This is a genomic window from Mesorhizobium erdmanii, assembly GCF_013170725.1.
Lineage (GTDB): Bacteria > Pseudomonadota > Alphaproteobacteria > Rhizobiales > Rhizobiaceae > Mesorhizobium > Mesorhizobium erdmanii.
In genome coordinates this window covers 965,963-992,909 of the sequence record NZ_CP033361.1, presented here as the reverse complement: position 1 = coordinate 992,909, position 26,947 = coordinate 965,963, and the positions used below count along the sequence as shown (strand labels likewise).

At 64.0% G+C, this 26,947-nt stretch carries 17 protein-coding genes and 1 tRNA gene; 6 read left to right on the top strand and 12 right to left on the bottom strand.

The annotated features are described in order from the left end of the window. Positions 1 to 27: 27 nt before the first annotated feature. A complete protein-coding gene (locus EB233_RS04625) occupies positions 28 to 450 on the bottom strand; it encodes a metallopeptidase family protein (protein WP_027055474.1) in 423 nt (140 codons plus the stop codon). A 184-nt stretch (positions 451 to 634) separates the two neighbouring features. Between EB233_RS04625 and EB233_RS31735 the strand changes: the two genes are divergently transcribed. From EB233_RS31735 to EB233_RS04610, 3 genes are read left to right on the top strand one after another with little or no spacing between them, the layout of a single operon-like run. Beyond that, positions 635 to 1,672 (top strand): ImuA family protein, encoded by a 1,038-nt coding sequence (locus EB233_RS31735; protein WP_064990960.1) that lies wholly within the window; start codon positions 635 to 637, stop codon positions 1,670 to 1,672. Further along, positions 1,614 to 3,089, top strand: a complete 1,476-nt coding sequence (locus tag EB233_RS04615) for a DUF6504 family protein (RefSeq protein WP_064991232.1) — start codon at positions 1,614 to 1,616, stop codon at positions 3,087 to 3,089. Before EB233_RS31735 ends, EB233_RS04615 begins: the two co-directional genes overlap by 59 nt. Continuing rightward, complete coding sequence (locus EB233_RS04610) at positions 3,086 to 6,442, top strand: error-prone DNA polymerase (protein ID WP_064990959.1); 3,357 nt, start codon at positions 3,086 to 3,088, stop codon at positions 6,440 to 6,442. Before EB233_RS04615 ends, EB233_RS04610 begins: the two co-directional genes overlap by 4 nt. 55 nt (positions 6,443 to 6,497) lie before the next feature. Here the strand turns inward: EB233_RS04610 and EB233_RS04605 are convergent, their stop codons facing one another. The 4 genes from EB233_RS04605 to EB233_RS04590 all read right to left on the bottom strand — a co-directional run bounded on the left by EB233_RS04605 (position 6,498) and on the right by EB233_RS04590 (position 9,285). After that, on the bottom strand, positions 6,498 to 6,740 hold the full coding sequence (locus EB233_RS04605) for a Trm112 family protein (RefSeq protein ID WP_027055477.1): 243 nt from the start codon (positions 6,738 to 6,740) through the stop codon (positions 6,498 to 6,500). Between the two features lie 167 nt (positions 6,741 to 6,907). Then, on the bottom strand, positions 6,908 to 7,579 hold the full coding sequence (locus EB233_RS04600; RefSeq protein WP_064991231.1) for an LON peptidase substrate-binding domain-containing protein: 672 nt from the start codon (positions 7,577 to 7,579) through the stop codon (positions 6,908 to 6,910). 119 nt (positions 7,580 to 7,698) lie between these two features. After that, a complete protein-coding gene (gene trxA, locus EB233_RS04595; protein ID WP_064990958.1) occupies positions 7,699 to 8,706 on the bottom strand; it encodes a thioredoxin in 1,008 nt (335 codons plus the stop codon). 81 nt (positions 8,707 to 8,787) lie between these two features. Further along, positions 8,788 to 9,285 carry a prolyl-tRNA synthetase associated domain-containing protein gene (locus tag EB233_RS04590; protein WP_064990957.1) on the bottom strand — a complete coding sequence of 166 codons (498 nt, stop codon included), beginning with the start codon at positions 9,283 to 9,285 and terminating at the stop codon, positions 8,788 to 8,790. Positions 9,286 to 9,512: 227 nt separating this feature from the next. On the opposite strand from EB233_RS04590, the gene EB233_RS04585 reads away from it, so the two are divergent. Then, a tRNA-Gly gene (locus EB233_RS04585) sits at positions 9,513 to 9,587 on the top strand. Positions 9,588 to 9,682: 95 nt separating this feature from the next. Here EB233_RS04585 and EB233_RS04580 read toward each other — a convergent pair. After that, positions 9,683 to 9,979: an adenylate cyclase gene (locus EB233_RS04580; protein ID WP_064990956.1), complete on the bottom strand. Its 297-nt coding sequence runs from the start codon at positions 9,977 to 9,979 to the stop codon at positions 9,683 to 9,685. Between the two features lie 364 nt (positions 9,980 to 10,343). Continuing rightward, positions 10,344 to 11,147 (bottom strand): SapC family protein, encoded by an 804-nt coding sequence (locus tag EB233_RS04575; RefSeq protein ID WP_064990955.1) that lies wholly within the window; start codon positions 11,145 to 11,147, stop codon positions 10,344 to 10,346. 282 nt (positions 11,148 to 11,429) lie between these two features. Between EB233_RS04575 and EB233_RS04570 the strand changes: the two genes are divergently transcribed. After that, positions 11,430 to 11,705, top strand: coding sequence for a DUF6916 family protein (locus EB233_RS04570; RefSeq protein ID WP_064990954.1), 276 nt, complete (start codon positions 11,430 to 11,432; stop codon positions 11,703 to 11,705). A gap of 8 nt (positions 11,706 to 11,713) precedes the next feature. Continuing rightward, on the top strand, positions 11,714 to 12,340 hold the full coding sequence (locus EB233_RS04565) for a 2OG-Fe(II) oxygenase (protein WP_064990953.1): 627 nt from the start codon (positions 11,714 to 11,716) through the stop codon (positions 12,338 to 12,340). On the opposite strand, the gene EB233_RS04560 is transcribed toward EB233_RS04565, so the two are convergent. The 5 genes from EB233_RS04560 to EB233_RS04540 all read right to left on the bottom strand — a co-directional run bounded on the left by EB233_RS04560 (position 12,332) and on the right by EB233_RS04540 (position 26,769). Next, positions 12,332 to 12,850 carry a GNAT family N-acetyltransferase gene (locus EB233_RS04560; RefSeq protein ID WP_064991230.1) on the bottom strand — a complete coding sequence of 173 codons (519 nt, stop codon included), beginning with the start codon at positions 12,848 to 12,850 and terminating at the stop codon, positions 12,332 to 12,334. The two genes, EB233_RS04565 and EB233_RS04560, sit on opposite strands and share 9 nt — an antisense overlap. 7 nt (positions 12,851 to 12,857) lie before the next feature. After that, complete coding sequence (locus tag EB233_RS04555; protein WP_064990952.1) at positions 12,858 to 13,382, bottom strand: phage tail protein; 525 nt, start codon at positions 13,380 to 13,382, stop codon at positions 12,858 to 12,860. A 9-nt stretch (positions 13,383 to 13,391) separates the two neighbouring features. Further along, positions 13,392 to 13,895 (bottom strand): phage tail protein, encoded by a 504-nt coding sequence (locus EB233_RS04550; protein WP_027055484.1) that lies wholly within the window; start codon positions 13,893 to 13,895, stop codon positions 13,392 to 13,394. Between the two features lie 12 nt (positions 13,896 to 13,907). Further along, positions 13,908 to 14,414: a phage tail protein gene (locus EB233_RS04545; protein ID WP_027055485.1), complete on the bottom strand. Its 507-nt coding sequence runs from the start codon at positions 14,412 to 14,414 to the stop codon at positions 13,908 to 13,910. 151 nt (positions 14,415 to 14,565) lie between these two features. Beyond that, the gene (locus tag EB233_RS04540; protein WP_064990951.1) at positions 14,566 to 26,769 is read right to left on the bottom strand and encodes a hypothetical protein; all 12,204 of its coding nucleotides are present in this window, start codon (positions 26,767 to 26,769) and stop codon (positions 14,566 to 14,568) included. Positions 26,770 to 26,947 lie beyond the last annotated feature (178 nt).

Below are 26,947 nucleotides of genomic sequence, written 5' to 3'. Positions count from 1 at the left end.
CCGGCCTCACCTGAATATCGGCATAGCCTACTCGGCCGCTTCCTCGATCCGCTCCATATCATCATCCGACAGGCCGAAATGATGGCCGATCTCGTGGATAAGCACGTGGGTGACGATGTCGCCCAGCGTCTCCTCGTTCTCGGCCCAGTAGTCGAGCATGGCGCGGCGATAGAGCGTGATGCGGTTCGGGCCTTCGCCGGTCTGCGGGTTCCAGCGTTCGGCGATGCCGCGGCCCTCGAACAGGCCGAGCAGGTCGAAGGGCGTCTCCAGCGACAGATCGTCCATGATCTCGTCGGTCGGGAACTCGGCGATCTGGATGACGATCTCGCCGGTCAGCTTGCGAAAATCCTCCGGCAGATGGGCGTACGCCTCCAGCGCCAGGAACTCCAGCTCCTCCATCGAGGGCGCGAGTTCGCCATGCCAGGTGCGGGTTTTGTAGATGCGAGCCATGCTTTGTCCTTTGATCCCGGCATATAGGCTTTCGAACCGGTCGAGGCAAATGACGGGACCGATGCCGTCGGTGACGGGCAAGCCATGCAGGAATAAATTCCTTGTGACTCTGCTTGACTCTTCCGTCACCCTCTGGAATCTATAGGAACATAACAGGAACAATTGTGAGTGGACACTGACCGTCATGGCGATATCAGCCGTGGCGCGGGAGACTGTTTTTGCCCTGCGCCGCCAGATCGCGAAGATCGAGGGAACGCTGCCCGAACGCCTGCAGGCGCCGGCTGGCGCGCCGCTTGACGCCGGCGCCGATGCCGATGCCACACCCGGCGCCGATCTCACGATCGTCCGGCGCGGTCTTGCCGCGGCCTTGCCGGATGGCTTCCTGCCGATCGGCGTCGAGCGTCTCGATGCCGCCCTGGGCGGCGGCCTGCCGAAAGCGGCGCTCAGTGAGATCCATGGCCTCGAAACCCGCGAGGCCGGAGCCGTCGCCGGCTTTGCCCTGTCGCTCACCAGCCTGATCCTCAAGCAGGCGCATGGCCTGCCGGTGTTGTGGATCGGCACTACGGAAATCTTCCGCGAAGCCGGCTTTCCCTATGCCAGGGGGCTGCAGGCCTCGTTCGGCATCGCGCCCGAGCAATTGCTGTTTTCCGAGGCGCCGAAGCTCGTCGATGCGCTGTGGGTCGCCGAGGAAGCCGCCCGGATGACGGCGCTCGCCGCTGTCATCCTCGAAATCCGCGGCAATCCGCAGCGGCTGGACCTGACCGCGACGCGCCGGCTGCATGCGAGGGCGGCAAGCGCCGGCCGCCCGGTATTCCTGCTGCGGCAGGCGGCCGAACCCGAACCGACGGCGGCACCCGTCCGCCTCATCGTCTCGTCGGCGCCGGCGGTGCCGCGCGTCACCGTCGCCGGACCGCTCGCCGGCTCGATCGGCCGCCCCGCCTTCACCATCGCCATCGGCAAGAGCCGCACGGCCCTGCCTGGACAATTCACACTGGAGTGGAACCCCGATGAACGCGCATTCGACGAAAGAAGGGGCCAACGGACAGAGAATTCTGTCCCTGTGGTTTCCCTACCTCGCGGCCGAAAGGATCCTGCGGCAGCGTCTGGGGCGGTCCTGGCGTTCCCGGCCCCAAGATCATCCGATGTCGGATCATCCGCCACTGGTGGTCAGCCACCGCCAGGGCAACGCGCAGCGCATTTCGGCCCTCGACGAGCGGGCTGAGGCGCTGCATTTGAAGCGCGACATGGGCATCGCCGATGCGCGCGCCATGCATCCCTGTATCGACATTGTCGAGGCCGATCCGGAAGCCGACCGGCGCCTGCTCGAAGGCCTGGCCGACTGGTGCGACCGCTACACACCGCTGGTGGCGCTGGACGGAGTGGACGGCCTGTTTCTCGACGTCACCGGCTGCACCCATCTGTTCGGCGGCGAACGCGCCATGCTGGACGATATCCTGTCGCGCTTCTTCCATCAGGGTTTCGATGTCCGCGCCGGCCTTGCCCCGACGCCGGGCGCGGCCTGGGCGGCGGCACGCTTTTGCGGCGACCGCATCGTTGGGTCAGGCGAGGAGGAGGCGCTGCTCGCCCCCTTGCCGCTGGCCGCATTGCGCATCGCGCCGGAAACCCGCGCCAGCCTGGAAAGTGTGGGTCTGCGCACGGCGGGCGCCGTCATGGCGGCGCCGCGCGCGCCGCTCGCCCGCCGCTTCGGCGCCTCGCTGCTGTTGCGCCTCGACCAGGCGCTTGGCCACCTCGACGAGGCGATTTCGCCCCGCCTTCCCGTGGCGCCGCTCTCGGTCGAGCGGCATCTGGCCGAACCCGTCACCCTGACCGAGGACATCGAACGGCTGGTTGGCCTGCTGGCAACGACCCTGAAGACCGATCTCGAGCGCCGTGGCGAGGGCGCAAGGAGCCTGGCGCTGCTGCTCTTCCGCGTCGACGGCGCCGTCAGCCGCATAGCGCTCGGCACCTCGCGGCCGATGCGCGATCCCCGGCTGATCCAGAAACTGTTCCATGAAAGGCTGGCCGCCCTCGAGCAGGACATCGATGCCGGCTACGGCTTCGATCTTGTCCGGCTCTCGGTGCTGGCGGCGGCCGCCTTCGACATGGCGCAGGCCGATTTGACCGGTGAGGTCGCCGACGACGGCGCCGACATCGCACTGTTCGCCGACCGCATCCGCGCCCGGCTCGGCGAGGGCGCGGTTCTGCGGCCGGTAGCCGTCGAAAGCCATCTGCCGGAACGGGCCGTCGCCAACATCCCGTTCACCGAGGCGCCGCGCCGGACCACGCCGCCGAGAACGCCAGGCAAGGTGCAGGCGCCAAAAACCATCTTCCCGCCGGAACGCCCGATCCGGCTGTTCCGCGCGCCCGAACCGATCGAGGTGCCGGCGACTGAAATGCCCGAGGGGCCGCCGCGCAATTTCCGCTGGCGGCGCGCGCTCTACCGGGTCACCCGTGCCGAGGGGCCGGAACGCATCGCCGCCGAATGGTGGCGTGAGGCGCCGGGCGACCCGGCGGCATCGACCCGCGACTATTTCCGCATCGAGGATGCCGACGGCCGCCGCTACTGGCTCTACCGGCAAGGCCTTTACGGCGGCTCTCAAGCCGCGCCGCGCTGGTTCATGCACGGGGTCTTCGCATGAACGCGCTTACCGTCATTCCCTATGCCGAGTTCGGCATCCAGTCGAATTTCTCCTTCCTGCGCGGCGCCTCCAAGCCGGAGGAGCTGGTGGTCGCGGCCAAGCTCCTGGGTTTTTCGGCGATCGGCCTTGCCGACCGCAACACGGTGGCCGGCGTGGTCCGCGCCTGGCAGCAGGCCAAGGTCGAAAAGCTCTCCTATCACCCCGGCTGCCGCCTGGTTTTCGGTGACGGCACCCCGGATATTCTCGCCTATCCCAGGGACCGTGCGGGCTGGGGGCATCTGTGCCGCATGCTCACCCAAGCCAATCTGCGCGACGAAAACGAAAAGGGCGCCACCCTTCTCCAGCGCGGCGACCTGCTCGAATGGGGAGATCTGATCTCGCTGGCGGTCCTGCCCGATCCGACGGCGGACGCCGAGGACAGTCTTGCCCGGCTTCACCAGCTCAAGCACCGCTTCGGCACGGCCCTGCGGCTCGGCGTCTCGCCCTGTTATGCCGGCAATGACCGTTTTCGCATCGAGCAGGCGGCAGCACTTGCCGAGGTTGCCGGCATTCCGCTGATGGCGACCAACGATGTCCTCTACCACACCGCCGAACGCCGCCCGCTGCAGGACGTGCTGACCGCGATCCGCCTCAATACGCCTGTTGCCGAGGTCGGGCTGGAACTCACCGCCAATGCCGAACGCCATTTGAAGCCGCCGCTGGAAATGGCCCGCCTGTTCCGCAGGCATCCGCAAGCGCTGGCCGAGACTTTGCGGTTTGCGCAAGAGCTGACCTTCTCGCTCAGCGACCTCCAGTACAATTACCCCGACGAGCCGACGGAATCGGGCCTCGGACCGCAGGCCGAGCTGGAAAGACTGGCGCGGGAAGGGGCGGCCAGGCGCTTTCCAGGCGGTGTCCCGGCCAGCGTCATAAAACGCATCGAGGAAGAACTCGCTCTGATCGAGCGCCTGAACTACGCCCGCTACTTCCTGACCGTCCACGACATCATCAAATTCGCCCGCGACCAGAACATCCTCTGCCAGGGTCGCGGCTCCGCCGCCAATTCGATCATCTGCTTCTGCATCGGCATCACCGAGGTCGGGCCCGACAGGATCGATACGCTGTTCGAGCGCTTCATTTCCGAGGAGCGGAACGAGCCGCCCGATATCGACGTCGATTTCGAACATGAGCGGCGCGAAGAGGTGATGCAGTACATCTATTCGAAATACAGCTCCAAGCGTACCGCACTTGCCGCCGCCGTCATCAGCTATCGCGGCCGCTCGGCGCTACGCGAAGTGTCGAAGGCGATGGGCCTTTCAGAGGATGTCCGGGCGTCGCTGTCGGGCTCGATCTGGGGCTGGTCGACCTCGGAGCTCGGCGAGAAGGAAGCCCGCGCCGGCGGTCTTGACCGGAGTGACCCGATATCGCGGCATGTGATGGAACGGGCCAATGAGATCATGGGCTTTCCTCGTCACCTCTCCCAGCATGTCGGCGGCTTTGTCATCACCAGGGACCGGCTCGACGAGATCGTGCCCATCGTCAAGACGGCGATGGACGAACGCAAGATGGTCGAATGGGACAAGGACGATCTCGACTCGGTGAAGATCCTCAAGGTGGACATCCTGGCGCTCGGCATGCTGACCTGCCTGCAACGCGCCTTCACCTTGCTTACCGCCCATTATCCGAAGGCACGGGACCCATATGGGCAACCCTATGTGCTGGCCACGCTGCCGGCGGAAGACCAACGTGTCTATGACATGATCTGCCGCGCCGATACGCTCGGCGTCTTCCAGATCGAGTCTCGCGCGCAAATGTCGATGCTGCCGCGGCTCCAGCCGCGCGATTTTTATGACCTTGTCATCGAGGTGGCGATCGTTCGGCCGGGCCCGATCCAGGGCGACATGGTCCATCCCTATCTGCGCCGCCGGCAAGGCAAGGAGAAGGCCGAATATCAGAAGGCGGAATTGAAGGAGATTCTCGGCAAGACGCTGGGCGTGCCGCTGTTCCAGGAACAGGCTATGAAGATCGCCATCGTCGCCGGCGGCTTCAAGCCGGGCGAGGCCGACGAATTGCGGCGCGCCATGGCCACCTTCAAACGCACCGGCACCATCGGCAATTACCGCCAGCGCATGATCGATGGCATGGTCGGCAAGGGCTACACCAAGGACTTCGCCGAGCGTTGCTTCAAGCAGATCGAGGGGTTTGGCGAATATGGCTTTCCCGAAAGCCATGCCGCCTCCTTCGCCCTGCTCGTCTATGCCTCGTGCTGGTTCAAGACCTTCTATCCCGACGTGTTCTGCGCCGCGATCCTGAATTCGCAGCCGATGGGGTTCTACCAGCCGGCGCAGCTGGTGCGCGACGCGCGCGACCATGGCGTCGACATCCGCGACGTCGACGTCAATTTCTCCGCCTGGGACTGCACCCTGGAAAAAGCGCCTTTCGACCCGGCCCGCATCCTCCCGCGCCATGCCGAAATGCGCGGCGTCATCGAGACGGCCCATGCGCTGCGGCTCGGCTTCCGCCAGATCAAGGGACTTTCCAAGGACCGCATGGAGCAATTCGTCGCGCGCCGCGGCTCCGGCTACTCGACCGTCCGGGATGTCTGGCTGCGTTCCGGCCTCGATGTCGGCGAGATCGAGCGGCTGGCGCAGGCCGATGCCTTCCGTTCGATCGGCCTCGACCGCCGAGCCGCGCTTTGGGACGTGCGTGCGCTGGGCGCCAGGAGTGCCGCCGAAAAGCTGCCGCTGTTCGACCAGCCGGCGCTCGGCCTGCGCGAACTGGAGCCGCAGACGAAGCTGCCTAAAATGCCGCTCGGCGAGCATGTCATCCACGACTACCGCTCGCTCGGCCTGTCACTGAAGGCGCACCCGGTCGCCTTCCTGCGCGAGCGGCTCGACCGGTCCGGCGTCACGCCAAATGCCAACCTGCCTGCCGTGCGAGACGGCAGGCGGGTTTCCGTCGCCGGCCTCGTGCTGGTGCGCCAGCGCCCCGGCAAGGGCAACGCGATCTTTCTCACCCTGGAAGACGACAAGGCCGTCGCCAACGTCATCTTCTGGGAGCGGACCTTTACCCGCTTCCGCCCCATCGTCATGGGCGCGCGGTTCGTCAAGGTCACCGGCAAGTTGCAATCGGAGTCCGGTGTGATCCATATCGTCGCGGAAAAGGTCGAGGATCTGACGCCTTGGCTGACCGTGCTGCTGGAGAAAGTCAGCGGGGCAGGGCTGCCGGGTGCCGGCCCTCAGGAACCCACCTCCAGGAAAGACCCGGATCGCTCTCGCCATCCCGCGCCACGCGACGCGCCGGTCGGCCAGGATCTCGCAACGCTGTCGGAAGAAGCGGAAAGCGTCATGCCCAAGGGCCGCAATTTTCAGTAAGCGCTGCCACGCACGCCTTCGTCATCCACGGCCGGAGCAGGAATGGTTTCGCCAATTACGAAGGCCCGCCCAGCCGCGGCGGTGACAGCACATCCTCCGCCGAGATGGTACGCGCCTCGGAGGGCAGCATGATCGGGATGCCGTCGCGCACCGGATAGGCGAGCTTGGCGACCCGCGAGATCAGCTCGCCGCGCTCGGGATCCCAAGCCAGCGGCCCCTTGGTCAGCGGACAGGCCAGGAGCTCCAGCAGCTTGGGATCTACATTGATCTTCTTTCCGTCCCGTCCGTCCGCCGCCACCGTGTTGTCTCCTGACCAACGATCGCAAGATGTACCGAGATCCAGGTCAGGCCGAGTCGAAATGGTGGCTTCCGAGACCCGGAGCGGAGCGTACTTTTCGTACGTGAGCACCGGAAGCGCAGGAAGCCGCCATTTGCAGGCCGGCCTCACCTGAATATCGGCACATCTTATTGCAAGCTCGAGCCAAAGTCCTCATTCTCGCGCGCCAGCGCCATTTCGGTGATGGCGATCAGCGTTTCGGCCCGCGTCTTCAGGTCGGCGGCTTCGAGCAGCGCCTGTTTCTCGGCCGGCCCATAGGGCGCCATCATCGACAGCGCGTTGACCAGCATGGTATTTTCGGCGCGGCTGACGCTTTCCCAGTCGGCTTCCAGATCGTTGGCCTGCAGATAGGCGCGAAAGGCCCTGAGCAGCGCCGGCCGGTCGACTTCGTTTGCCGCCGGATCGTCATCGAGATCGGCGAGGAAGGGCGCCGGCTTGGCCTGGCGAAACGGCGTCTTGACCGTCAGCTCATGGGCGATGCGGAAGCGGCACACGCCTTGCAACGAAATCAGGTAGCGCCCATCGCCGGTCTCGGAAAAGGCGATGATGCGGCCGGCGCAGCCGACATTGCACAGCTGCGGCTCGCCATCCTCGCGCAGCGCGCCGTCGAGGCTGGGCTGGATGACGCCGATCAGCCGCGAGCCGGCGACCGCCTCGTCCACCATCTGCAGATAGCGCGGCTCGAAGATGTTCAGCGGCATGCGGCCACCCGGCAGCAGCAGCGCCCCTTCGAGCGGAAAGAGCGGGATCGTCGACGGCAAATCCTTGGCCATCCGATAATGCGCGTTTCCCGCTTGCACCTCATTCCTCCGATCGACTTCGCTGCCGCCCGCCGGGATCATCGGCTTGCCGAAGTTCAGCTCCTAATCTGGCGCGGCCACCAGCGACGCCAAGCCCATGCGACGAAACGGCCGCCGGCTCAGGAAAACAGCAACGCCGACAATTTGCGCCGCGCCGCCAGCGTCGCCTCGTCGGTCATGCCCCAGGCCTCGAAGAATTGCAGCAATTGCGTCCTGGCGCCATCCTCGTTCCATGCACGGTCGGCCTTGATGATCGCCAGCAGATTGTCGGCGGCCGCCGTGCGCTCGCCCCTTGCGTTCTGGATCATGGCCAGATCGAAGCGCGCCTGATGGTCCTTGGGGTTTTCAGCCAGCCGGCGCTCGAACTCGGCCGGATTGCCGAGGCTCGCCGCCTGCGCGGCCAGCGCCATCTTGGCGCGCAGCGCCGCAAGCACGGGTGCATCCTTCTTGGCCTCGGGCGCCGTTGCCAGCAACGCCTCGGCGCCTTCCGTGTCGCCGGCCTCGAACAGCAGGTCGCCCAGCCCGGCGATCGCTTCGACCGTTTCCGGCGCCTGCGCCAGGACGGCGTCGAAGATGTCGGCCGCGGTCTGCATGTCGCCGGCCTCGCGCGCTTCGGCCGCCGCCGCCAGCGCATCGGCCACGGCCGGGGCGCCATTCCCCTTGCCGCCGACCTTGGTGATGAATTCGGCGATCTGGCTCTCCGGGATGGCGCCCATGAAGCCGTCGACCGGCTGGCCGTCCTTGAAGGCGATGACGGCGGGAATCGACTGGATCCCGAGCTGGCCGGCGATAGAGGGATGATCGTCGATGTTCATCTTGACCAGCTTGACCTTGCCGGCGGCGGCCTTGACCGCCTTTTCCAGCTGTGGCGTCAGCTGCTTGCAGGGCCCGCACCATGGTGCCCAGAAATCGACCAGCACCGGCTGGCGGCGCGATTCCTGGATGACGTCGGCGGCGAAGGCCGCGGTCGTTGTGTCCTTGATGACATCGCCGGCGGCAGGTGCGGCAGGCGCATCGCCAAGCGAGACCTTTGCTGGCGCGGGTGCCGTTCCGCCATACTGTACGGTGGTGGCATACTGGCCGCCATTGCTGCCGAATGACCCGCCAAACGGCTTGTTGTCGCTCATCTCGTCACCCTTTCGGTCGCGCCGCCGGCCCGCGGGTCGGCGCCATGTCAGTGGAAGTCGGTTTCGCCATGCATGTGGCGATCACGCCGAGACTTTCAAGATAGCAGCATCATGCCCGGTTGCCTCGACGAATCTGAGGAGATCGCCAGCAGCGATCGACGTCGTCGCCTCATTGGTCAGCGGATGGCCGTTGATGACGGCATGCTCCATCAGATCCTTGTCGAGTACCAGCTTGACCCGGTTTTGACTGTCGTTGATGACGCCGAAGACGGTGACGGCGCCCGGCGAAACGCCCAGAAGCTCCATCAGCATTTCCGGCTTGCCGAAAGACACACGGCTGGCGGCGCCGATCAGCTGGTGGATCTGCTTGAGATCGACGACTGCGTCCTCGCCGACGGTGACCAGGAAGAAATTGTCCTTCTTGTCCTTCAGGAACAGGTTCTTCGTGTGCCCACCGGCGATTTCACCGCGCAGCGCCTGCGAATCGGCAACGGTGTAGAGCGGCGGATGGCGTATCGTCGAGACGGCAATGCCGAGCTCGGCAAGAAAGGCCATCAATTCAGCTTCGGTCTTCGGCATCGCTTGTCATCTTCGTCGCTTGTCTTCTTCGTCGTTTTTCCGTCTTGCCGTTTACGGCCAATGCGGTGACCGACACAAGACCATGGCGCAAGCGGGCGACGAAATCCGCCTCGCGCAGGCGGTTTGCCGGCATCGCTCGAAAGGTTGCAAAAGCCTGCGATTTCCCTGTTGCAATCGCCGCGCTCTTCAGCCATATAGGCCCGGCTTGCGGCCGAGACGCCGTGTGAGCGGGTGTAGCTCAGGGGTAGAGCACAACCTTGCCAAGGTTGGGGTCGAGCGTTCGAATCGCTTCACCCGCTCCAATTTCCTCAAGGGAATCAAGCATCGAAAAGCCGCGGTCCGCCGCGGCTTTTTCGCATTTGGGCGGGCGGAACCTCGACCGCCAAAGTGCCGGTCGTCACTTATGGGACTGCTGGAAGCCGGCAACGTCGTACTGAGATACGCTCTTCGGATTCTTTGAGTTCTGCGGCTGGGTGCCTGCGTAATGTGTCCCCGCGTTGCCATCCGGGTTGAAGGCTGAACCCGGGGCGGTGCTGGCATTGCCAGGCGTAACATTTCCTGTCTGGGCGGTGCCAATCGTTTGATTGGGCTGACCTTTCGTCCCCGTTACAGAATGGACGTTGGCGGCCAGGGCCAGGCCGGTGGAAGTCATTATGAGCGAGCCCAGCACTATGGGAATAAGGCGATGTTTCATCGTTGTTCTCCCAAAAGCAGTTTGATCTAGGGCGCTCGCGGTCTTAGGAGCACCCGGCGAACTAGGACTGGAACGTTTTTCGGGCCACCATTCATCCCAAGCATCGCGAATCTGTGATGCCGGGCGACACTGATATGGCCTGTTACATGGGTCAAACCGCGCCTCCGGGCGGGTGCGCGAAACATCCGCAATTCCTGACACGCCTTGAAAACCGCCCTTGCCAACCCCGACGCGCAAACCAGATTTCAGGCTGCGTGGCGTTGTTTTGGCCTGTCGCAAGCGAACCGGATTGGTCGCGCTGACATCTCACCGCCCCGGTTTTCTCCAGGCTTCGAAAGGCGCGGGTTCCGCGGGTTTTTCCTTTTCAGGCGCTCTTCACCCCATCCGCCTTGCGCAGCGACGCCTGGTGCACCAGCGATGTCCAGCTGTTGGTCGAGGCGAGGTGGCAGTAGAGCAGGCCGAGCGCACCGGATTTCCTGAGGTCGAGAAAAGCCGTGTCGCTCAGCTTGTTGAAGGCCGCCTCGTCGATCACCTGAAAATCGGTGAGGTTGAGCACTTCGCCGCCTTCCAGCGTCACCTTGCTCTGGCGCGGTGCGAACAGGCCATGTGCGTCGATCTTGTCGACCATTTCGCGGGTGGCCCTGAAATCGATCTGGAACTGGTCGCAGAAGGCGAGCGCCTGTTTCGTCGCTTCGGTCGGTTCGGCGCCGTTGAAGAACGGCGCGATCTTGTCTTCGCGGAACGGCGCCATGAGCTGGTCGATGACACGGTCGCTTGCCCGGTCGACACACAGCGTCAGCCGGCCGGCCGAGGTCGGGTCCTCGGCCAGGATGAAGGGATAGCGGCGGACATAGGCGGGGATGTAGTGCGGCGCGGTCCACCGACCCTCGGCATCGACGAACAGGTTCTCGTTCTGGCGCACGCCGGTGATGATCACCGGCGCCTTGGCGGGGCCGATGAAGACGATCGGATAAGAACGCATCGCCGCCGGCATTTCCGACGCCACGACCGGGATGGCATGCGCGGCGCGCGCGAAGGAAAAATCGCTGCGCGCCGTCAAGCCAAGCGAGGCGTGCCGGGTCGGGTTGAGCGCTTCGGGCTTCGAGTAGAACAGCGGCATTGCTTCGGCCGCCGGCGCCGCTCCCGTCCTAGCCCCGTTGTCAGCCATGGTCCGTCCCTTTCTCCCGCCAGCGACCGGGCCGGCTGCTTCGCCTCAGACCCAAGACTGGACTCTGCACTTGTTGCGCTGATCTTGGCCGGGCCAAGAATCCGCCGCAGGAACAAAGTACTACAGTGTCCAAGGCACGCATAAAAGGACAGGCGCTGCTGTATTTTGCGGTTTGCCCCGGCGAATTGCCTCACGCACCACCCAGGTACGCCGCCGGCCTATGGACAGCTTGCCGCGAAGCGGCGACAGTGCCGCCGTTGTAAAGAGATCGAGGCGGACAGCATGGTTTCGGTAGCGGAATTCGAGCAGGCGGCGGGGTCGGTTTTCACCATTTCGGCTGGTGGAAGGCAACTCTCCCTCGAGCTGACCCAGGTTCGCCGCATCGAGGCCAGCCCTCGCGATGGCGGTGGCTTCACGCTGCTCTTCAAGGGACCGCGCGACATAAGGCTGCCGCAGGCCATCTATCATTTCGCCGGCGACACGATCGCCGATGACATTTTTATCGTGCCGGTTTCGGTTGATGCGACAGGCTATCATTACGAGGCCGTGTTCAACTGAGCCTGGCCATGGTCGACCATCTCGTTATCCCTGAAGTGCTGGACAAAGCGGCGTGCGACGCGCTGTGCGGCGAAATTCGCGCCGCGGCCGGCCATGACGCAGGGCTGCTCGGCCGCTCCGACCAGAAGCCCGCGTGGCCGCGGGTGCGCCGGACCAGGCGCGCCGAGGTTTCGCCTGCGACCGAGGCGCTGATCGAGCGTCTGCTGGCGCGGCAAAAACCTGATCTGGAACGGCATTTTGGCGTCGCGCTGGGTGCGTTCGAGAAATCGCAGTTCCTGCACTACCGGGAGGGCGATTTCTTCGTGCCGCATCAGGACGGCAACACGCCGCTCATTCACGACGAGTCGCGCTTCCGCAAAATCTCGGCGGTTATCTTCCTCAACGCCCAATCGGACGATCCTTCGCCGCAAAACTACGCCGGCGGCTCGCTGGTCTTGCACGGGCCCTACACTGGCCCGGATCTGCGCATCGCCGTGCCGGCATTGCCGGGCTCGCTCGTCGCCTTCCGGTCGGAAACCACTCACGAAGTCACCCCGGTCACGCGCGGCGAACGGTTCACCATCGTCTCTTGGTATCGCGGCGCGGGACCAGTTTCAGGGGAAGGTGACGCAGCTTCGCAATTTGCATCACAATGAGGATGCGGCCCGCAGCATCAGGTCGTAGACGCCCTTGTCCTCGGCGACGGCGAAGCCCAGCCGCAGATAGAGACGCATGGCCGGGTTGTGCTTTTCGACATGGATCGAGACACCCTTGCCAACAGCGTCTGCTTCGTCGATCAGGTCGCTGAGCAGCACTGAGCCCAGCCCCTTGCGACGAAACGCCGGCAGGAAGGTGATATCGATGATCCGGTGCTCGCGCGGCCAGCGCTCGATATAGAGACGGCCGATGTCGCTGCCTTCATGCGTCATCACCAGCCAATCGGCATTGGGATAGTACTTCTGGTAATGCGCGTGCTGCGCCTGGAATTGCATGTCGAGGAACGCCGTCTTCTGCGCGGCGCTCCAGGACGTCGCGGCCAGCTCCTCAGCACGAGCCGAGGCGTAAACCGCGGACAAGAAGGGCAGATCGGCGTCCGTGGCCATGCGGAATGCGAGCCCGGCACCAGCCGCGCGCACCCAGCCGGCCGCCCGGGGAAAATCGGTCATCGACAAATCAAGGACGCGGCGGGAAGACACCCTGCATCGCGATGCAAAAATTCAAGGTGATATAGGGCATCATGTTGTTGTGCGGCTGGTTGCCGCCGGCCGGAGCAAGGGTCTGGCCCGACAATGCCACCATGTTGGCCGCGGGCGTGTAGGCATTTCCTTGCGCCGACTTCCCGAATGCGGTGTTTGTGGGAACGTTCGAGTTGGCGGAGAAATTGCCGGGCACGCTCTCCACGGTATGTGGATGCAAGGGCATTTCGCTCTGCAGCAGGGTGACGGTCTCGGAACCGCCGGTTTCGCCGAGATCGTGCAGCGAAAGGCCAGGGCCTTGGCCGGGGTGCATGGGCGCGTTGCCCTGCATGTTGGGCAGGGCAAAATTCGACTTGCCATCACCGCCGTAGGTGGTGCCAAGCAACGAAAAAAGAGCGGTGTTCTGCGAGAGCGGCAGGAGTTGCCCGTCGCAGAACGCCCAGCCCTTGGGCGCGAAATTGAAAGGGAAAATCCGGATTTCGGCGACGAACGGATCAGCCATGACGTCCTCTTAAGTCTGTGACGGGAAAATACCGAATAGCGAGATGATGAAGTCCACGCACAGATAAGGTTGGAAATTGGTGTGCGGCTGATTTCCACCGACGCCGTTGATGAATTGCGGGGCCATCGGGATCGAAGGAACCGCGTTGATGAACACTTTGACCTGAGGCGACCTGCCTATAACGCTGTTGCCCGGATTCGGCGAATTCGCGGTATCGTTCGACGCCATGAAAAGGTGGCTGTGCATTGGCATCTGGTTCACGTTCAAAGTGACTTCCTCGACGCCGCCGGTTTCCGCCAGGGTAAAGCCATTGCCTTGATGAATTGGAAGGCGGCCACGCAGATCCGGCAGCGCGAAAGTCTCCTGACCATCGCCGCCATAGGTTGTACCAATCAGATTGAATAGCGTTTCATTTTCGGAAATGGGCAGAAGCTGCCCATCGCAGAACATCCATCCCGCCGGCGGGAAATTGCCGGCAAACATGCGGATCTCACCAACATAGGGCTGTGCCATGGCGCGTCTCCGTCAATTCTGCGATGGGAAGATGCCCTGCAAGGCGATGCAGAAGCTCAATGTCAGGAAGGGCTGCATGTTGAGATGCGCCTGGCTGCCGCCGACATTGCTCACGGTATCCGGCCGCATATTGGTAAGATTCTGCGTCGGGCCATAGAGCAAATTGGGCGCGGAACCGCCCAGGAGATCGCCGGCCGGTATCAGGTCCGATCCCGCATTGCTGGATGCGTTCGCCTGATGCGTGTGGGACGGCATCTCGGCAATGGTAAGCGTATGCGCCTGTTCGCCGCCGCGCTCACCGAGGACATGGCCCATGCCTCCTGTGTGGTTGGGCGTACGACCGCGCATGTCCGGAAGAGCGAAGTTCACACGCCCGTCGCCACCATACGTGGTGCCGAGCAGCGAAAACAGCGCCTGATTCTGGTTAATGGGCAAGAGCTGCCCATCGCAAAGCGCCCACCCCTTCGGCGGGAAGCCGAAAGACATAATTCGGATTTCCGAGAGAAAAGGCTCGGCCATCTGCGCCCCTCCAAAATCAATTTGCGTAGGACAAGAAGTATCCTTCCCCAAGGGAACTGTCCAGCAATTTTCAGATTGTTTCGTTAACAAGAAATAGTGATCTTCCCTTCTCGGGAAGTTTTACACGAATCTGCAACTATACATTGCATTGCTACTGATTGGGGTTGGTGGGCGTTTTCGTGTGGCCGCCATTATGACCAACCGGGATCGCGGATGGCAGAGGCGCGATGTTGTCCAGCTCGATCACGGAACCTACAGGCGTATTGCCGGCATTGTTCCAGGTCGTTGTCGGATCCGTGGTGAATCCTTCCATGTAAAGGTGGGAATTGACGCCACCAGTATTCTCAATGGCAAGCCCCACGTTTCCGGTGGTGCCATTGATCGAAGCAGGTGCAATAACATTGTTTTGCAGATTTACAGTTAGAATGGTTGCGTCATTGTCGGACGCCCCAGAGGAAAGCAGGATGGCATTGTTGAAGCTATTCGCGTTCAGGTTCCTGCCTGCAAGGGTAATGTTGTTGTTCTGGATGGTGAGGTCCAGTGATGCATTGAACTTGGATATTCCGTCGCCTTCTACATTCGCCGAAATCGCCGCATCCTGGCCATTGTTGATGATCGTATTGCCGATCACCTCTACCACGCCGGTGGCATTATCCTGCGGATGGATATAGATCGGGCTGCCTGCAAAATTCGTCCCTGTGGCGTTGTTTTCAATATCGGCGTTGTTGTTGATCCGGCCCTGGATGCTCGCATTGTCCTGGGCATAGATGTTGATGACCGGGCCGCCAAAACCATAGATTTTCTTGTTGCGGTTGATGTTGAAATTGAGCTGCGCGGTATCCTCGGCGTTGAGCCCTATGGCCCGCCCCGTGAAGGCCTCGGTCGTCCCGCCCGTCGTGAAGGTGTTGCCGTTGCCGGCGGTGCCGCCGTCGGTGATGTTGACATTCAGGGTTGACGTATCGCGCGCGAAAGCCTCGACACCCGAGGTTTTGAGATTCGTAAAAGTGCTGTTCGACACGTTGACCGTGGCCACCGCGGATCCGACGGTGGTTATGGCGAAGCCACCGGACCCGCTGGTCGAATCCCTTGTGTTCTGGAATGTGCTGCCGCTGATGTTCAGTGTCAGCGTGCCCGTGTTGTTACGGACCTCTACCAAATTCTCGCCGCCGGTTGTGTCGCCTGGCACAAAGCCGAAGGTGGAATTGGTGATCGCCGAGGTGCCGGAGAGGTTCCAGAGCTTGACATTGCCTTCACCGGCCGCGTCGCCGAAGCCGGTGACGGTGCTGTTGGCGAGCGTTAGGTTCGAGACGTTCTGGCCATTGATGCCGACTTGCGCGCCACCGGCGCCGCCATTTCCGACGACATTGAGGTTCGTGAAGGTCGCGGTCGCAACGCCACTCATATTGATGGCCGCCTGGGCGGCACTGTTGAACGTCGGATCGTCGATGTTGTTCACGGTGCCGTTGCCGCTGTTGGCGTTGGTGAAGTTCATATTCGACAGCGACAGATTCTTGGTCGACGTGAACAGCGCGCCCTGCACCGCGTTCTGAATGGTGCCGCCGGAGCCTGACGTTGTACCCGTGCCGGTGACCGTCAGGCCACCATTGCCGGCGGCGAGACCGGTGTTGTTGAGCACGATGCCGTTGGTCGCGCCATTTGTCGAAATGCTCTGGAAGACCAAATTACCGCTGCCGATGGATGTGTTGGCGACATTGAGCGCTGTCGCGGTGCCGGAGCTGATGACGCTGCCGGTGCCGGTGGCGCTGATCGTGCCGCCGCCCGTAGCGCTGAAGCCAATGGTGTTGCTGCCCGTCAGCGTCAAGGTGTTGCTGAAATTGATCGTCGCGCCGGTGTTGCCCGAAAGCGCTATGCCGCCGCTAGATCCGGTTGCCGAAATGGTGCCACTGAACGCCGTCGTGCCGCCGGTGTGGCTCTGGATACTGACGATATTGCTCGAATTGTTCGACTTCGAGATGGTGCCGGCATAAGTGATGTTTCCCGTGCCGCCGTTCACATTGAAGCCAACGCCGGTCGGATTGGTGATCGAGGTGCCAGCGCCAAAACCGAAGTTGCCGGCCGAGCCGTTGACGATATCGACGCCGGCGTCGCCGCCGTTGAGCGTCGTCGTCCCGTTGAAATTATAGGTACCGTCGGCGTTGTCGAATTGCAGCCCGGTGCCGTTGGTGGCCGACAGGGTGCCGCTGTTGAAGGTCAGTGTTCCGGTGTGGCCGCCAACGACCGACAGCAAAGCCTGGGCGGCGGTCGCCTGGCTGATATTCCCGGCATAGGTCAGGTTGACGCTGCCACCGCTGATGCTGATCGCCGCCGCACTACCGCCAACCAACGTGCCTGTGCCGAGATTGACCGTTCCCGCGCCGGTGACATTGGTGAGCACGACGCCGCTGGTGCCGCCCGCGCCATTGCTGGTGGAGGCGAAATTGACACCGCCGGCCGCGACGGCAACGCCATTCATGTTGACCGGCACGCCGGTGCCGGTCGAGATCGTGTTGGCATTGGCACCTGTGCCGACACTCACCGTGCCGCCGCCGGTGGCGCTGAAGCCGGCGCCCGACGTCGTTGTGATGGCAAGCCCGCCGCCAGTGAAGTTGATAGCGGCGCCGGTGTTGGTCGCCAGATTGACCGCCGTGTTGGCGCCGGTAGTCAGCGTCTTGGTGGCGCCGGTGAAATTGAAGGTGCCGCCGGTATTGCTCTGGACATTGATGCCGTTGTCGAAGCCGCCGGTGGCGCTGAGATTGCCCGACAGCGTGACCGTGCCGCCGGTGGCGCCGGAGATGTCGACGATCTTGCCGGCGCTGGTCTTGGTCACGGAAGCGGCGACATTCAAGGTCGCTGCCCCGCCTGAAACTTCGACGCCGATGCCGGCCGGATCGTCGGTCGCGCCGATCGAGCCGCCATTGATGTTGACGGAGCCCGACGTGTTCAGCAGGCGCACGCCGGACGCGCCGGTGTTGTCGATCGTCACCGTGCCGAAGGTGACCGTGCCGGTCACGCCGGTGTTGATGTCGATGCCGTTGAAGGTGGCGTTGCTGACAACGGCGCTGTTGAAGTTGACGGTCGATGACGTGCCGTTCTGGACGGTGATGGCGTTGTTGCTCGAACCCGCGATGGAAACATCGCCGCCGTTGAAGACGCCGCCGCTGACATTCGAGAGCTGGATGCCCGCGCCGCTGCTTACGGTTCCGGTTGATTTCAGCGTCTGGAAGGTGACGCCGCCCGCGCCGATGGTCGCGGTCTGCATCGAGACGACACGGCCGGTGGCCGTCGTCACGGTGTTGGCAGAACCGGTCACGGTCACTGCGCCGCCAGTGCTGACGAAGAAGCCGTCGCCGCTTGACGTGTCGACCGTCAGGCCACCGGTGAAGGCGGTGGTGCCAGCGGTTTGCGAGAGCCCGGCGCCGCTGGTGGTATCGATATTGGCGAGACCGGAGACATTTAGCGTGCCGCTGGCCCAACCGATACCGCCGCCGGCCGTCGCGGCGTTGTTCACCGTCAGCGTGTTGAAGTTGAAGGTGCCGGTGTTGGTGTTGATCGCGCTGACACCCGCGCCGGACGTACCGGTGATGGTGGTCGTGCCCGTGACGGTAAACGTGCCGGCGACGCCGTCGAAGATGATGCCGCTGGCGCCGCCTGTGGCGGTGACGGTGCCGAAGGTCATGTCGACGGTCAGCGGATCGAGATTGAACGCCGCGCCGTTGGTGGTGTCGACCGTGCCGCCACTGTTGTTCAGCGTGAAAGTGGTGTTCGCGCCCTTGGTATCGACCAGCACGCCGGTGCCGCCATTGTTGGCGAGGTTGAGCGTGCCGAGATCGAGCGTGCCGCTGGTGTTGATGAAGCTGAGGCCGTCGACCTGGACCCGCGCGCCGGGGTTGCCGACGGTGAGCGTGCCGGCGCTGACGGTGCCGCCAACCCCGTCGGCGTCGAAGCGGACATTGGTGAAGTTGATGCCGCCGCCGGTGCCGCCGATCACCGTATTGCCGGCGAAGGAGCGGATCGCGATCGAATTGTCGGTCGCGCTGATGTTCTGGCCGGCAAAGGACGCGGCGAGCGCCGATCCCGTCGACTGCAGCGTGTTGGCGTCGATCGACAGCAGCAGCGTGTTGGCCGGCGCGCCTGTCGTGGAGAAGTCGAGCGCCCTGCCGCCGGCCGCGATGTCGTTGTTGCTGAGGAAGAAGCTGGAGGCGGCGGCCGCGTTGACGGCAACGCCTGTGCCAGTGCCTGTGTTGCGGATGATCAGGTTGGCCATGCCACCGGTGAGCGTGCCAGTACCGGTCGTCGCCAGATCGACCACCGAGCCAGCGGTGTTGCTCTGCAGGATGGGCCGCAGCGTGTCGATACCACCCGGCGCCGAGACGATCGGCGTGTTCTGCACCGTGGTGAAATGGAACGCCGCCGAAGCACCGCTGCTGGAATCGATACCAAGCTGCGAAACATCGACCGCCGCATCGCCGCTCTTGAAGGCGAGCAGCACCTGGCCGTCATCGAGCTGGAACGACGTGCCGCCGAGGTCGATGGTTTCCTGGGCACCGTTGACGTTCTGGTCGATCAGCACCACGACATTCGCGGTGGAAGCCTGGGCGCCGGCATAGCTGCCCGGGTTGGCGAGGCTGCCGTCGCCGGTGCCGCCTGACGTGACATAATAGACACTGATCGAGGACAGGTTCGACGTGTCGCCGGTGAAATTGACGTCGTTGAAATTGTAGTCGCCGTTGGTCGGCAAACTATCAGTGGCGTGGATGACCTGGCCGCCGGTGGTCGCGATCGACGATTCGGCCGGGCCAGCGCCGTCACCGAACACCAGCTTGGCATTGGTGGTGCTGGAGAACTGGACGCCATAGCCGACATTCTTGATGGTCGAGGTCTGGCCGGCCGGATTGTTGTTGACCGCATCGCCGAGCTGGATGGTGCCGGTGCCGGTCGTTCCGGCCATGTCGATGCCGAGCGTGCCGGCGAAGCTGCCGCCATCGACATCGAAATCGCCCGCCGTGATGGTGCTGGCGCCGAGCAGAGCGCCGTTGAGATCGAGGCCGACCGCGTTGGTGGCATTGAGCCCTATGTCGATGCTGGTGGCGCTGATGGAGGAGCCGAGCGTGCCGGAGATATCGATGCCATGCGCAGTGATGCCTTGCAGATCGACCACGCCGAGGCCGATCCCGCCGCCGCTGATGTTATTGAGCGAAACGCCGGTCGCCGCGCCATTGGCCGAGATCGAATCGAAGGTAATGCCGCCGGCGCCGACCGACGCGCCGTCGAGGTTGAGCGCGGTGCCGGTCGTCGTGGTGATTGTGTTGCCGGTGCCGCTGACGCTGACCGAGCCGGCGCCGAAGGTGCTGGCTTTGAAGCCGGTGCCGCTGGCGGTGGTGATCTCGAGGTTGCCGCCGGTGAAATTGAGCGTGCCCGTGCCCTGGGTTGGGCCGATGCTCGGAGCCTTGACGATGGCGTCGTTGGCGCCGCTGCTGGTGTTGAAGATCTTCGACGTGCCGGAGAAGGCGACCGTTCCCTCGGACGATCCGTCAAACAGGACGCCGACCGCCGTGCCGGTATGATCGATCGTGCTCGAAATATTGTACACGCCCTCGGCGTTGCCGCTGAAGATGAAAGCGGCTGCCCCCAGCCCGGATATTGCGGTAGTCGAAACGACCGAACCGCTCAGGTTCAGATGGGTCCAGTCGCCGCCGCCGGCTTGCAGCACCGAGCCCGTATCGACCTTGATCGAGCCGTTGTAGTTCAGCGTGGCGTGGACGAGGTCGTTGCCGCCGGAGAGGGCTATGGCCGAGCCGATGGTGCTTGTCGTCGCGCCGATGCTGGCGATGCCGCCATTGCCGCCGACATTGACGGTCCCGGTCTGCAAGTCGAACTGCGTAATGCCGACCTGGCCGCCATCGATGGTCAGGGTGGATCCAGCGACATTGGCGATGTTTATGGTGCCAACCTGGCCGCTGATCTGGAACCCATTGTTGCTGACGTCGAGATCGGTGGTGCCGGTGAAATTGACAACGCCAGCGCCGGACAGGCCGGACAGTGAGGCGCCGGTGTAGCCTGTGTCCTTCAGGCCGCCAATATTGACGTCGCCCGCGAGGGTCATGGCTGACAGGAGCACGCCAGCTCCGCCGCCCAAGGCGCTTGTGGATACGGCCGAGATGCTGTCGAAGGTGACACCGCCAGCGCCGACAACGGCGCCGACCGCCAGCAGGCCGTCGCCGCCAGAATTGATCTTGTTACCGCTGCCGGTAACGGTAAAGCTCGAGGAGCCTAGGTCCCCGATGGCTATGAAGCCTGCGCCCGACGTTGTGGTTATGTCGAGGCCGCCATTGGTGAAATTGATTGCGGAGTTCGTGCTGGGGGTCGGCGTGCCAGAGGGCCAACCGCCGGGGAGGCCGAGATTGACACCGTCGGCCGCGCCCGAGCTGATTTGCTTGGTCGTGCCCGAGAAGGTGACAGTGGTGAAATCGTTGCCCGCAACGAAAATGTTGCCGCCGGCCGCCGCGAGGCTGTCGGTGAGATTGCCCGACAGCGTCACCGAGCCGCCGATCATGCTTTGGATCGATACGGCAGCGCCGGTGCCGTTGCTGGCGATGGTGCCGCCATAGGAAATGGTCGCGTTGCCGCCGCCGCCCGCGGACGTCGAGCCGACATTGAACGCCATGCCGGAACCGGTGTTGCTCAACATGCCGGTGCCGAATGCGGCCGTGCCGGCCAGATTCTGCAGGTCTATGCCGGTGCCGGCGCTGAATGTCGCGTTCGTCGACGCGAAGTTGATGCCGGCCGTGATGCCGTCGAGCGCCACCGCTTGCCCGTTCGTGTTCGCGATCGTCCCTGTCGTGACATTGACCGTGCCGCCGCCGGTGGCGGTGAAGGCCGTCGCGCCTGATGTGGAAACGTCCAGATCGGCAAAAGTGATCGTTGCGCCTGTATTGTTGGTCAGCGAAACGCCGTTGCCGTTGACCGTCACCTTGTCGGTGAAGTCGACCGTGCCGCCAGTGCGGTTGGCAATCGAGATGCCACCGCCGGTCAGCGTGCCGGCCGGTCCGCTGTTGGGCAGGTTGCCGCGCGTCAGCGTGATGTCGCCAGCGCCGCCATTGGCGTCGAGCAGCGTGCCGGCGACGTTGATGTTGTTATTGGTGATCGACACATTGGTGTCGACGCCGATGATCTTGATCGCCGTCTGGCCGGCGGCGACATTGCTGACCGTCACGCCGTCGATGAAGATGCCGCCGGCATTGTTGAAGCCGCCCGCGCTCTGGTCGACGGTGAAGACAGAGCCGCTGCCGCCGGTGAAATCGAAGGCGGTGTTGCGAACCTGGTTGCTGCCGAGCAGATGGAGCGTGTCGCTGCCCGTGCTCTTGACCACGCCCTCGTCGCCGGTGACGTTACCGCCGGTGGCGCCGAGATTGCCCTGCACGTTGACCGGCTGGACGGTGCCGGAGGTGAGGATGGAGTTGCCGTTGCCGAAGCCGGTGATCGACTGGCCGCTATCCAGCGTGAACGGCGTGCCGCTGAGATCGACGGTGCCGACGAAGGCGAAGGTCTGCGTGCCGAGCAAGGCATCGGCCTGGGCGACCGAAATGGTCGTCACCGCGGCGCTGAGTCCGTCCGTGCCGGCAGCGATGACGCCGCCCGACTGCGAGACCATGATGACGCCGCCGGCTGCACTCGCCAGATGCGCGCTGCCGGTGAAGAACACGTCGTTGAAATTGTAGTTGCCGAGCGTCGGATCGAGGCCGATCGTGTTGACCGTGTAGCCGCCGGCCGCCGCGCTGATGGACGATTGCAGCCCGTCTGCCGACGTGCCGTCGCCGAAGGTGAAATTGGCGTTGGCCGATGTCGCCGTGGTACCGCCGGACGACAGGTCGACGCCGACGCCGACATTGGTGATACTGGAGCCACGCAGGAAGGTGATGGTCTTGTTGCCAGTCGTCGACGACAGGTCGATGCCGCGCGAGGTCAGGTCGCCATTGCCGGTGATGGTGGTCAGCCCGAAAGCCGCCGCCGTCGACGAGCCGCTGAAGTCGATGCCGGTCTGGTTGGCGCCGGCGCCGAGCGTCACATTGGTCGTGCCGAAGCTGACATTGGCGTTTGTGCCGCTGAAGTTGATGCCGGCCGTGTTGGCAGCCGCGCCCATGGTCACGGTCGTGGCGCCGAAAGTCACCGGACCGGCATTGCTGCCGATGTCGATGCCATTGCCCGTGGCGCCTGTCACGGTGACCGCGCCGAAGGTGGCGCTGGCGCCGCTGGCGACGTTGGAGACCGAGAGCCCATTCCCGGTCGCGTTGGTGATGGACACCGGCGCGGTCACGTTCAGGGTCGCGGTCCCGGCAAGCCCGGCGGTCACACCGCCGCCGCCGGTCGCCGTCAGGGCCGAGCCGGTGAAGCTGATCGTTCCGCCCGTCGGCGCCGTGGTCGAGCCTATGTTGAAGAGATTGCCTGTGCCGGTCGCGGTGACGCTGCCAGTGAAGGCCGCCGAACCGCCGGTGATGCCGTCGACCTTGACTGCCGTGCCCGCGGTCGCCGAACTGGATATGTTTGCCGAGACCGTGATCGCCGCGCTACCGCCGGAAACGACGACGCCATCGCCGCTGCCGGAATTGGTGATGGTGCCGCCAATGCCGATGGTGCCGGTGTTGTTGGTCAGGCTGACATCCGCGCCGGAAACACCGGTCGTGACGAGGTTGTTGACGCTGACGGTCGCGGCGCTGTTCTGGACGACGAAGCCCGGACCCGGACCGCCGACTGTGTCGATGGTCGTCGTGCCGTTGAACGTATAGGTGCCGCTGGCAATGTTGCTGAGCCGGATGGCATCGCCATTGACCCGGCTGACATTGACGGCACCGAAAGTGACGTTGCCGCCGCTGGTGTTCTCGATGAGGATGCCGGTCGGCACCGCGCCGCCGGACCCATCGACCGTGACGCTGGCGAAGGTGACGCCGCTGGCGCCGATGGTAAGCCCACCTGCGCCGCCGAGCTGGATACCCTTCTCGGTCGAACCAGCACCCGTGGCTATGGTGTTGGTGCCGATGACATTGAGCGTGCCGCCATTGATGGCGCTGAAGCCGAAGCCGCCATCCGTGGTCAGATCGAGCCCGCCGGTAAAGTTGATCGTGCCGCCGGTGTTGCCGGTCAGGTCGATGGCATTGGCAGCACCCGTGCTGGCGGTGATCTTGCCGCCGAAGGTGGCGCTGCCGCCGGTCATGTTGGAAATCTTCACCGCGCTGGCAGCGGTCTGGTTGATGGTGCCGTTATAGGTGAAGTTGGGCGTCGAGTTGGTGATCGAGACAGCGTTGCTGGTCGTGCCGGCGATGGAACTCCCGCTGCCGAAGGTCAAGGTCCCGCTCGAGCCGCCAACGACGCCGACGCCTATGCCGCCGCCGGTGATATCGAGATCGTCGAAGGTGGCGGTGCCATCGAAGTTGTTGGCGAACAGCGCGACATTGGTGGCGCCGGCAATCGTCGTGTTGCCGGTGAAATTGACGGTCGCGCTCGAACCGACCAACGCGATGCCGGTCTGGCTCGGGTTCTGGATGTCGAGGTCCTTGACCGACACAGTGCCGGCCACGTCGTCGAGCAACAGGCCTATCGTGCCACCGCTGACCGTCACGCCCTGGATGGTCAGGCCGGTGATGCCGGTCGCATTGATCCCCTCCGCCGACCCGCCCGAAATGTCGAAGTCGAGCAGCGAATTGCCGTTGGCAGCCGTCACCACGGCGCCGGCGCCGGAATTGGTCAGCGTCGCCGCGCCACCGCCCGGATCCGAGACGACCTGGTCGTGCTCGATATTGGCGCCGGTGACATTGACCGGCACGCCGCCGAGGGAGAACGAGCGGCCATTGCCGAACGAGGCCAGCGTCTGGCCGTCGCTGAGCGAGAAGCCGCCGTTGGCATCGATGGCGGAACCTTCGTTGACCAGCACGAAGATCGCGTCGCTGGCGGTGTTGGCGTCGGCCAGATTGATGGCAAGCAGGCTCGACGTCGAAGAACCGTCGCCCGATGATCCGACGCCGCCGACGAAGATGACATTCTGCTGGTCGAACAGCTGCGGGCCGCTGAAGGTGGTCGAGCCGAACGCATAGTGGCCGAGCGTCTGGTTGAGCCCGCGCGCGTCGAGCGAGGCGGTAACGCCCGCGATCGAACCGCCACCGAAGGTGAACTCGGCATTGGCCGAATGGGCAAGCGACCCCGAAATGCCGAGCCGCACGCCGGTGTCGACGCCGGAAATCGAACCGCCATTGGTGATGGTGATCGCGGCGTCGCCGGTGGTGTCGGCGAGGTCGATGCCGATCGAGCCGGCGCCGGCACCGCTGATGTTGGCCGACAGCGCGGTGAATGTCGTCTGGCTGCCGGAGAAGTCGAGACCGGTATGGCCAAGGCCAAGTCCGGAGATGACGATGTTGCCGGCCACCACCGCTGCATTGACGCCGCTGAACGACATGCCGTCGGCGCCGGGGTTGGTGATGGCGATGTCGCCGAAGCGGATCGCCGCCGGCGAATCGGAAATGGCGATCGCCGGTCCCGTCGTGTTGGAAATCGTCGTCGCGCCGTTGACGGTGAAGCTGCCCGAGACATGGTCGAGCACCACACCGGATGTGCCTCCGGTCTGCGTGATCGAATCCAGCACCACATGCGCGGTGATCGGGTCGATATAGACGCCAACGCCGCCATTACCCGACACCGTGCCGCCGGTGGTAGTGAAGCTGCCGCCGCTCGACGTACCCTGTACGGTTATGCCGCGGTCGATGTTGTTGAGCGCATTGACGGTGGCGAAGCTGTAGGTGCCCTGGCCGGTGATATCCAGGCCATCGTCGAGATTGCCCGACAGCAATGTCGTGCCTGTGAAATTGTAGGTGCCGTTGTCTTCTATATGCAGGCCGTCGAGGCCATTGCCGGTGGCGGTGAAACCGGATGCCTTGACGTTGGTCGAATTGCCGGTGAACTCGGCGCCATTGCCGCCGGCGCCCGTCACCGTGACATTGGTGAGCGTCGTGCCCGTGACATTGTTGCCGAAGATGCCGTCGGCGCCGCCGGTGATGGTGATGGTGATGCCGTTGAGCGTGTTGCCGTTGCCCAGCGTGATGACGTTGTTGGCGACATTCGTGCCCTGGATCGTGCCGTCGCTGCCGCCGAGGTTGAAGGTCGCGGTACCGCCGCCTGACAGTTTCGCGGTGACGCTCTCGCCGCCGCCGATCAATGTCTGGCCGCTGGCAAGCGTTGTTCCGGCCGTCTGGATGTTGCCGTTGCCGCCAAGCGCCACCACGAAACCGCCATTGCCGGCCTTGGTAACGGCGTCGTCCAGCGTTGTCGGGTCGGCCTGCGTGCCGGCGCCAGCCAGGCCGCCATCGGCGAAGTAGAATTTGCCGAACGCCGCATTGGTGGCGGCGTTGATGGCGACGCGTGTCGTCGAGCCGCCGATCTTGTCCTGCGACTGGACCCTGACGCCGATATCGCCGCGCACGCGTTCGTTGACGCGCTTGCGCAGGCCTTCGCTCACCGGATAGACCGGTTCCGTCCCGATGGCCGCGGTCGTGTCCGAGCTGTGGCCGGGATTGAACGGGATGTTCAGCCGCACACTGCCGGCGAACTGGGTGTCGTCGCGATTGTCGTTGCGGACCTCGCCGGCGAAGACCAGTTCGGTGCCGCTGCCGAAGACGTCGCCGATCGTATATTCGAACCCGGCCTTGGCACCGGTGACGCTGCCGTCGTCGCCATGCGGGTCCTCGAAATGGTAGCCGCCAATGTCGAGCCGCAGCGAGTGCTTGTCGGGCAGGTTGATCGGCACCTGGGCGCCGACCTCGCCCTCGATGCCCCAGGCCGCGTAGTCGCGGTGGTCGAGCACCGATATCTGCTCGATCAGCTGGTTCGACACCATCGACAGGCTCGAAGAGACCGAATGATCGGTGCTGTCGCCCTTGATCGGCACGAAGACGTTCACATGCGCGTCGAAGTTCGGCGTGATCGCCTCGACGCCCAGCGTGGCCGCGGTGAACTGGGTGCTGTTGTAGTTCTCGAGGTTGATATAGGCGTAGCCGCCGAGCATCAGGTCGGGATTGACGATGCGGCGAATGCCAAGGCCGATGTCCTGGCCGGAAGCGTCCTTGAAGTCGTGCTTGGCCCGCACATCCAGGAACAGTACCGATTCAGCGCTCTGCTTGATCGGGATGAAGCCTTCGAGCGCGGCGTTGCCGCCATTGTTGTCGGCGCCGACGATGGCGCGGATCTGCGGCTGCCAGAGCCCGGCGTCGTCGCCATAGGCGGCCACGCCCGAAAGGCCAAGCGCCAGCGTCGTCAGCGCCGTCGTCTTCCAGAGTTGTTTTGCGATTCGCGAACGCCGATAGACGGCGCGCATGTGGAACCCCTCCCCACGCGCCGCCATCTCACCAACTTGCCGAGAGCTCTCGGTAGTTTCCATCCCAGGCGAGTCCTTATGGGACTGCACGTCCCGCGTGTTAAGTTCTACGCGAATTCTATTGTATAGCGAGTCCGGAAAGTTCCGTGCGTTGTTGTTGGTCCTCAAAGTTCTGTCC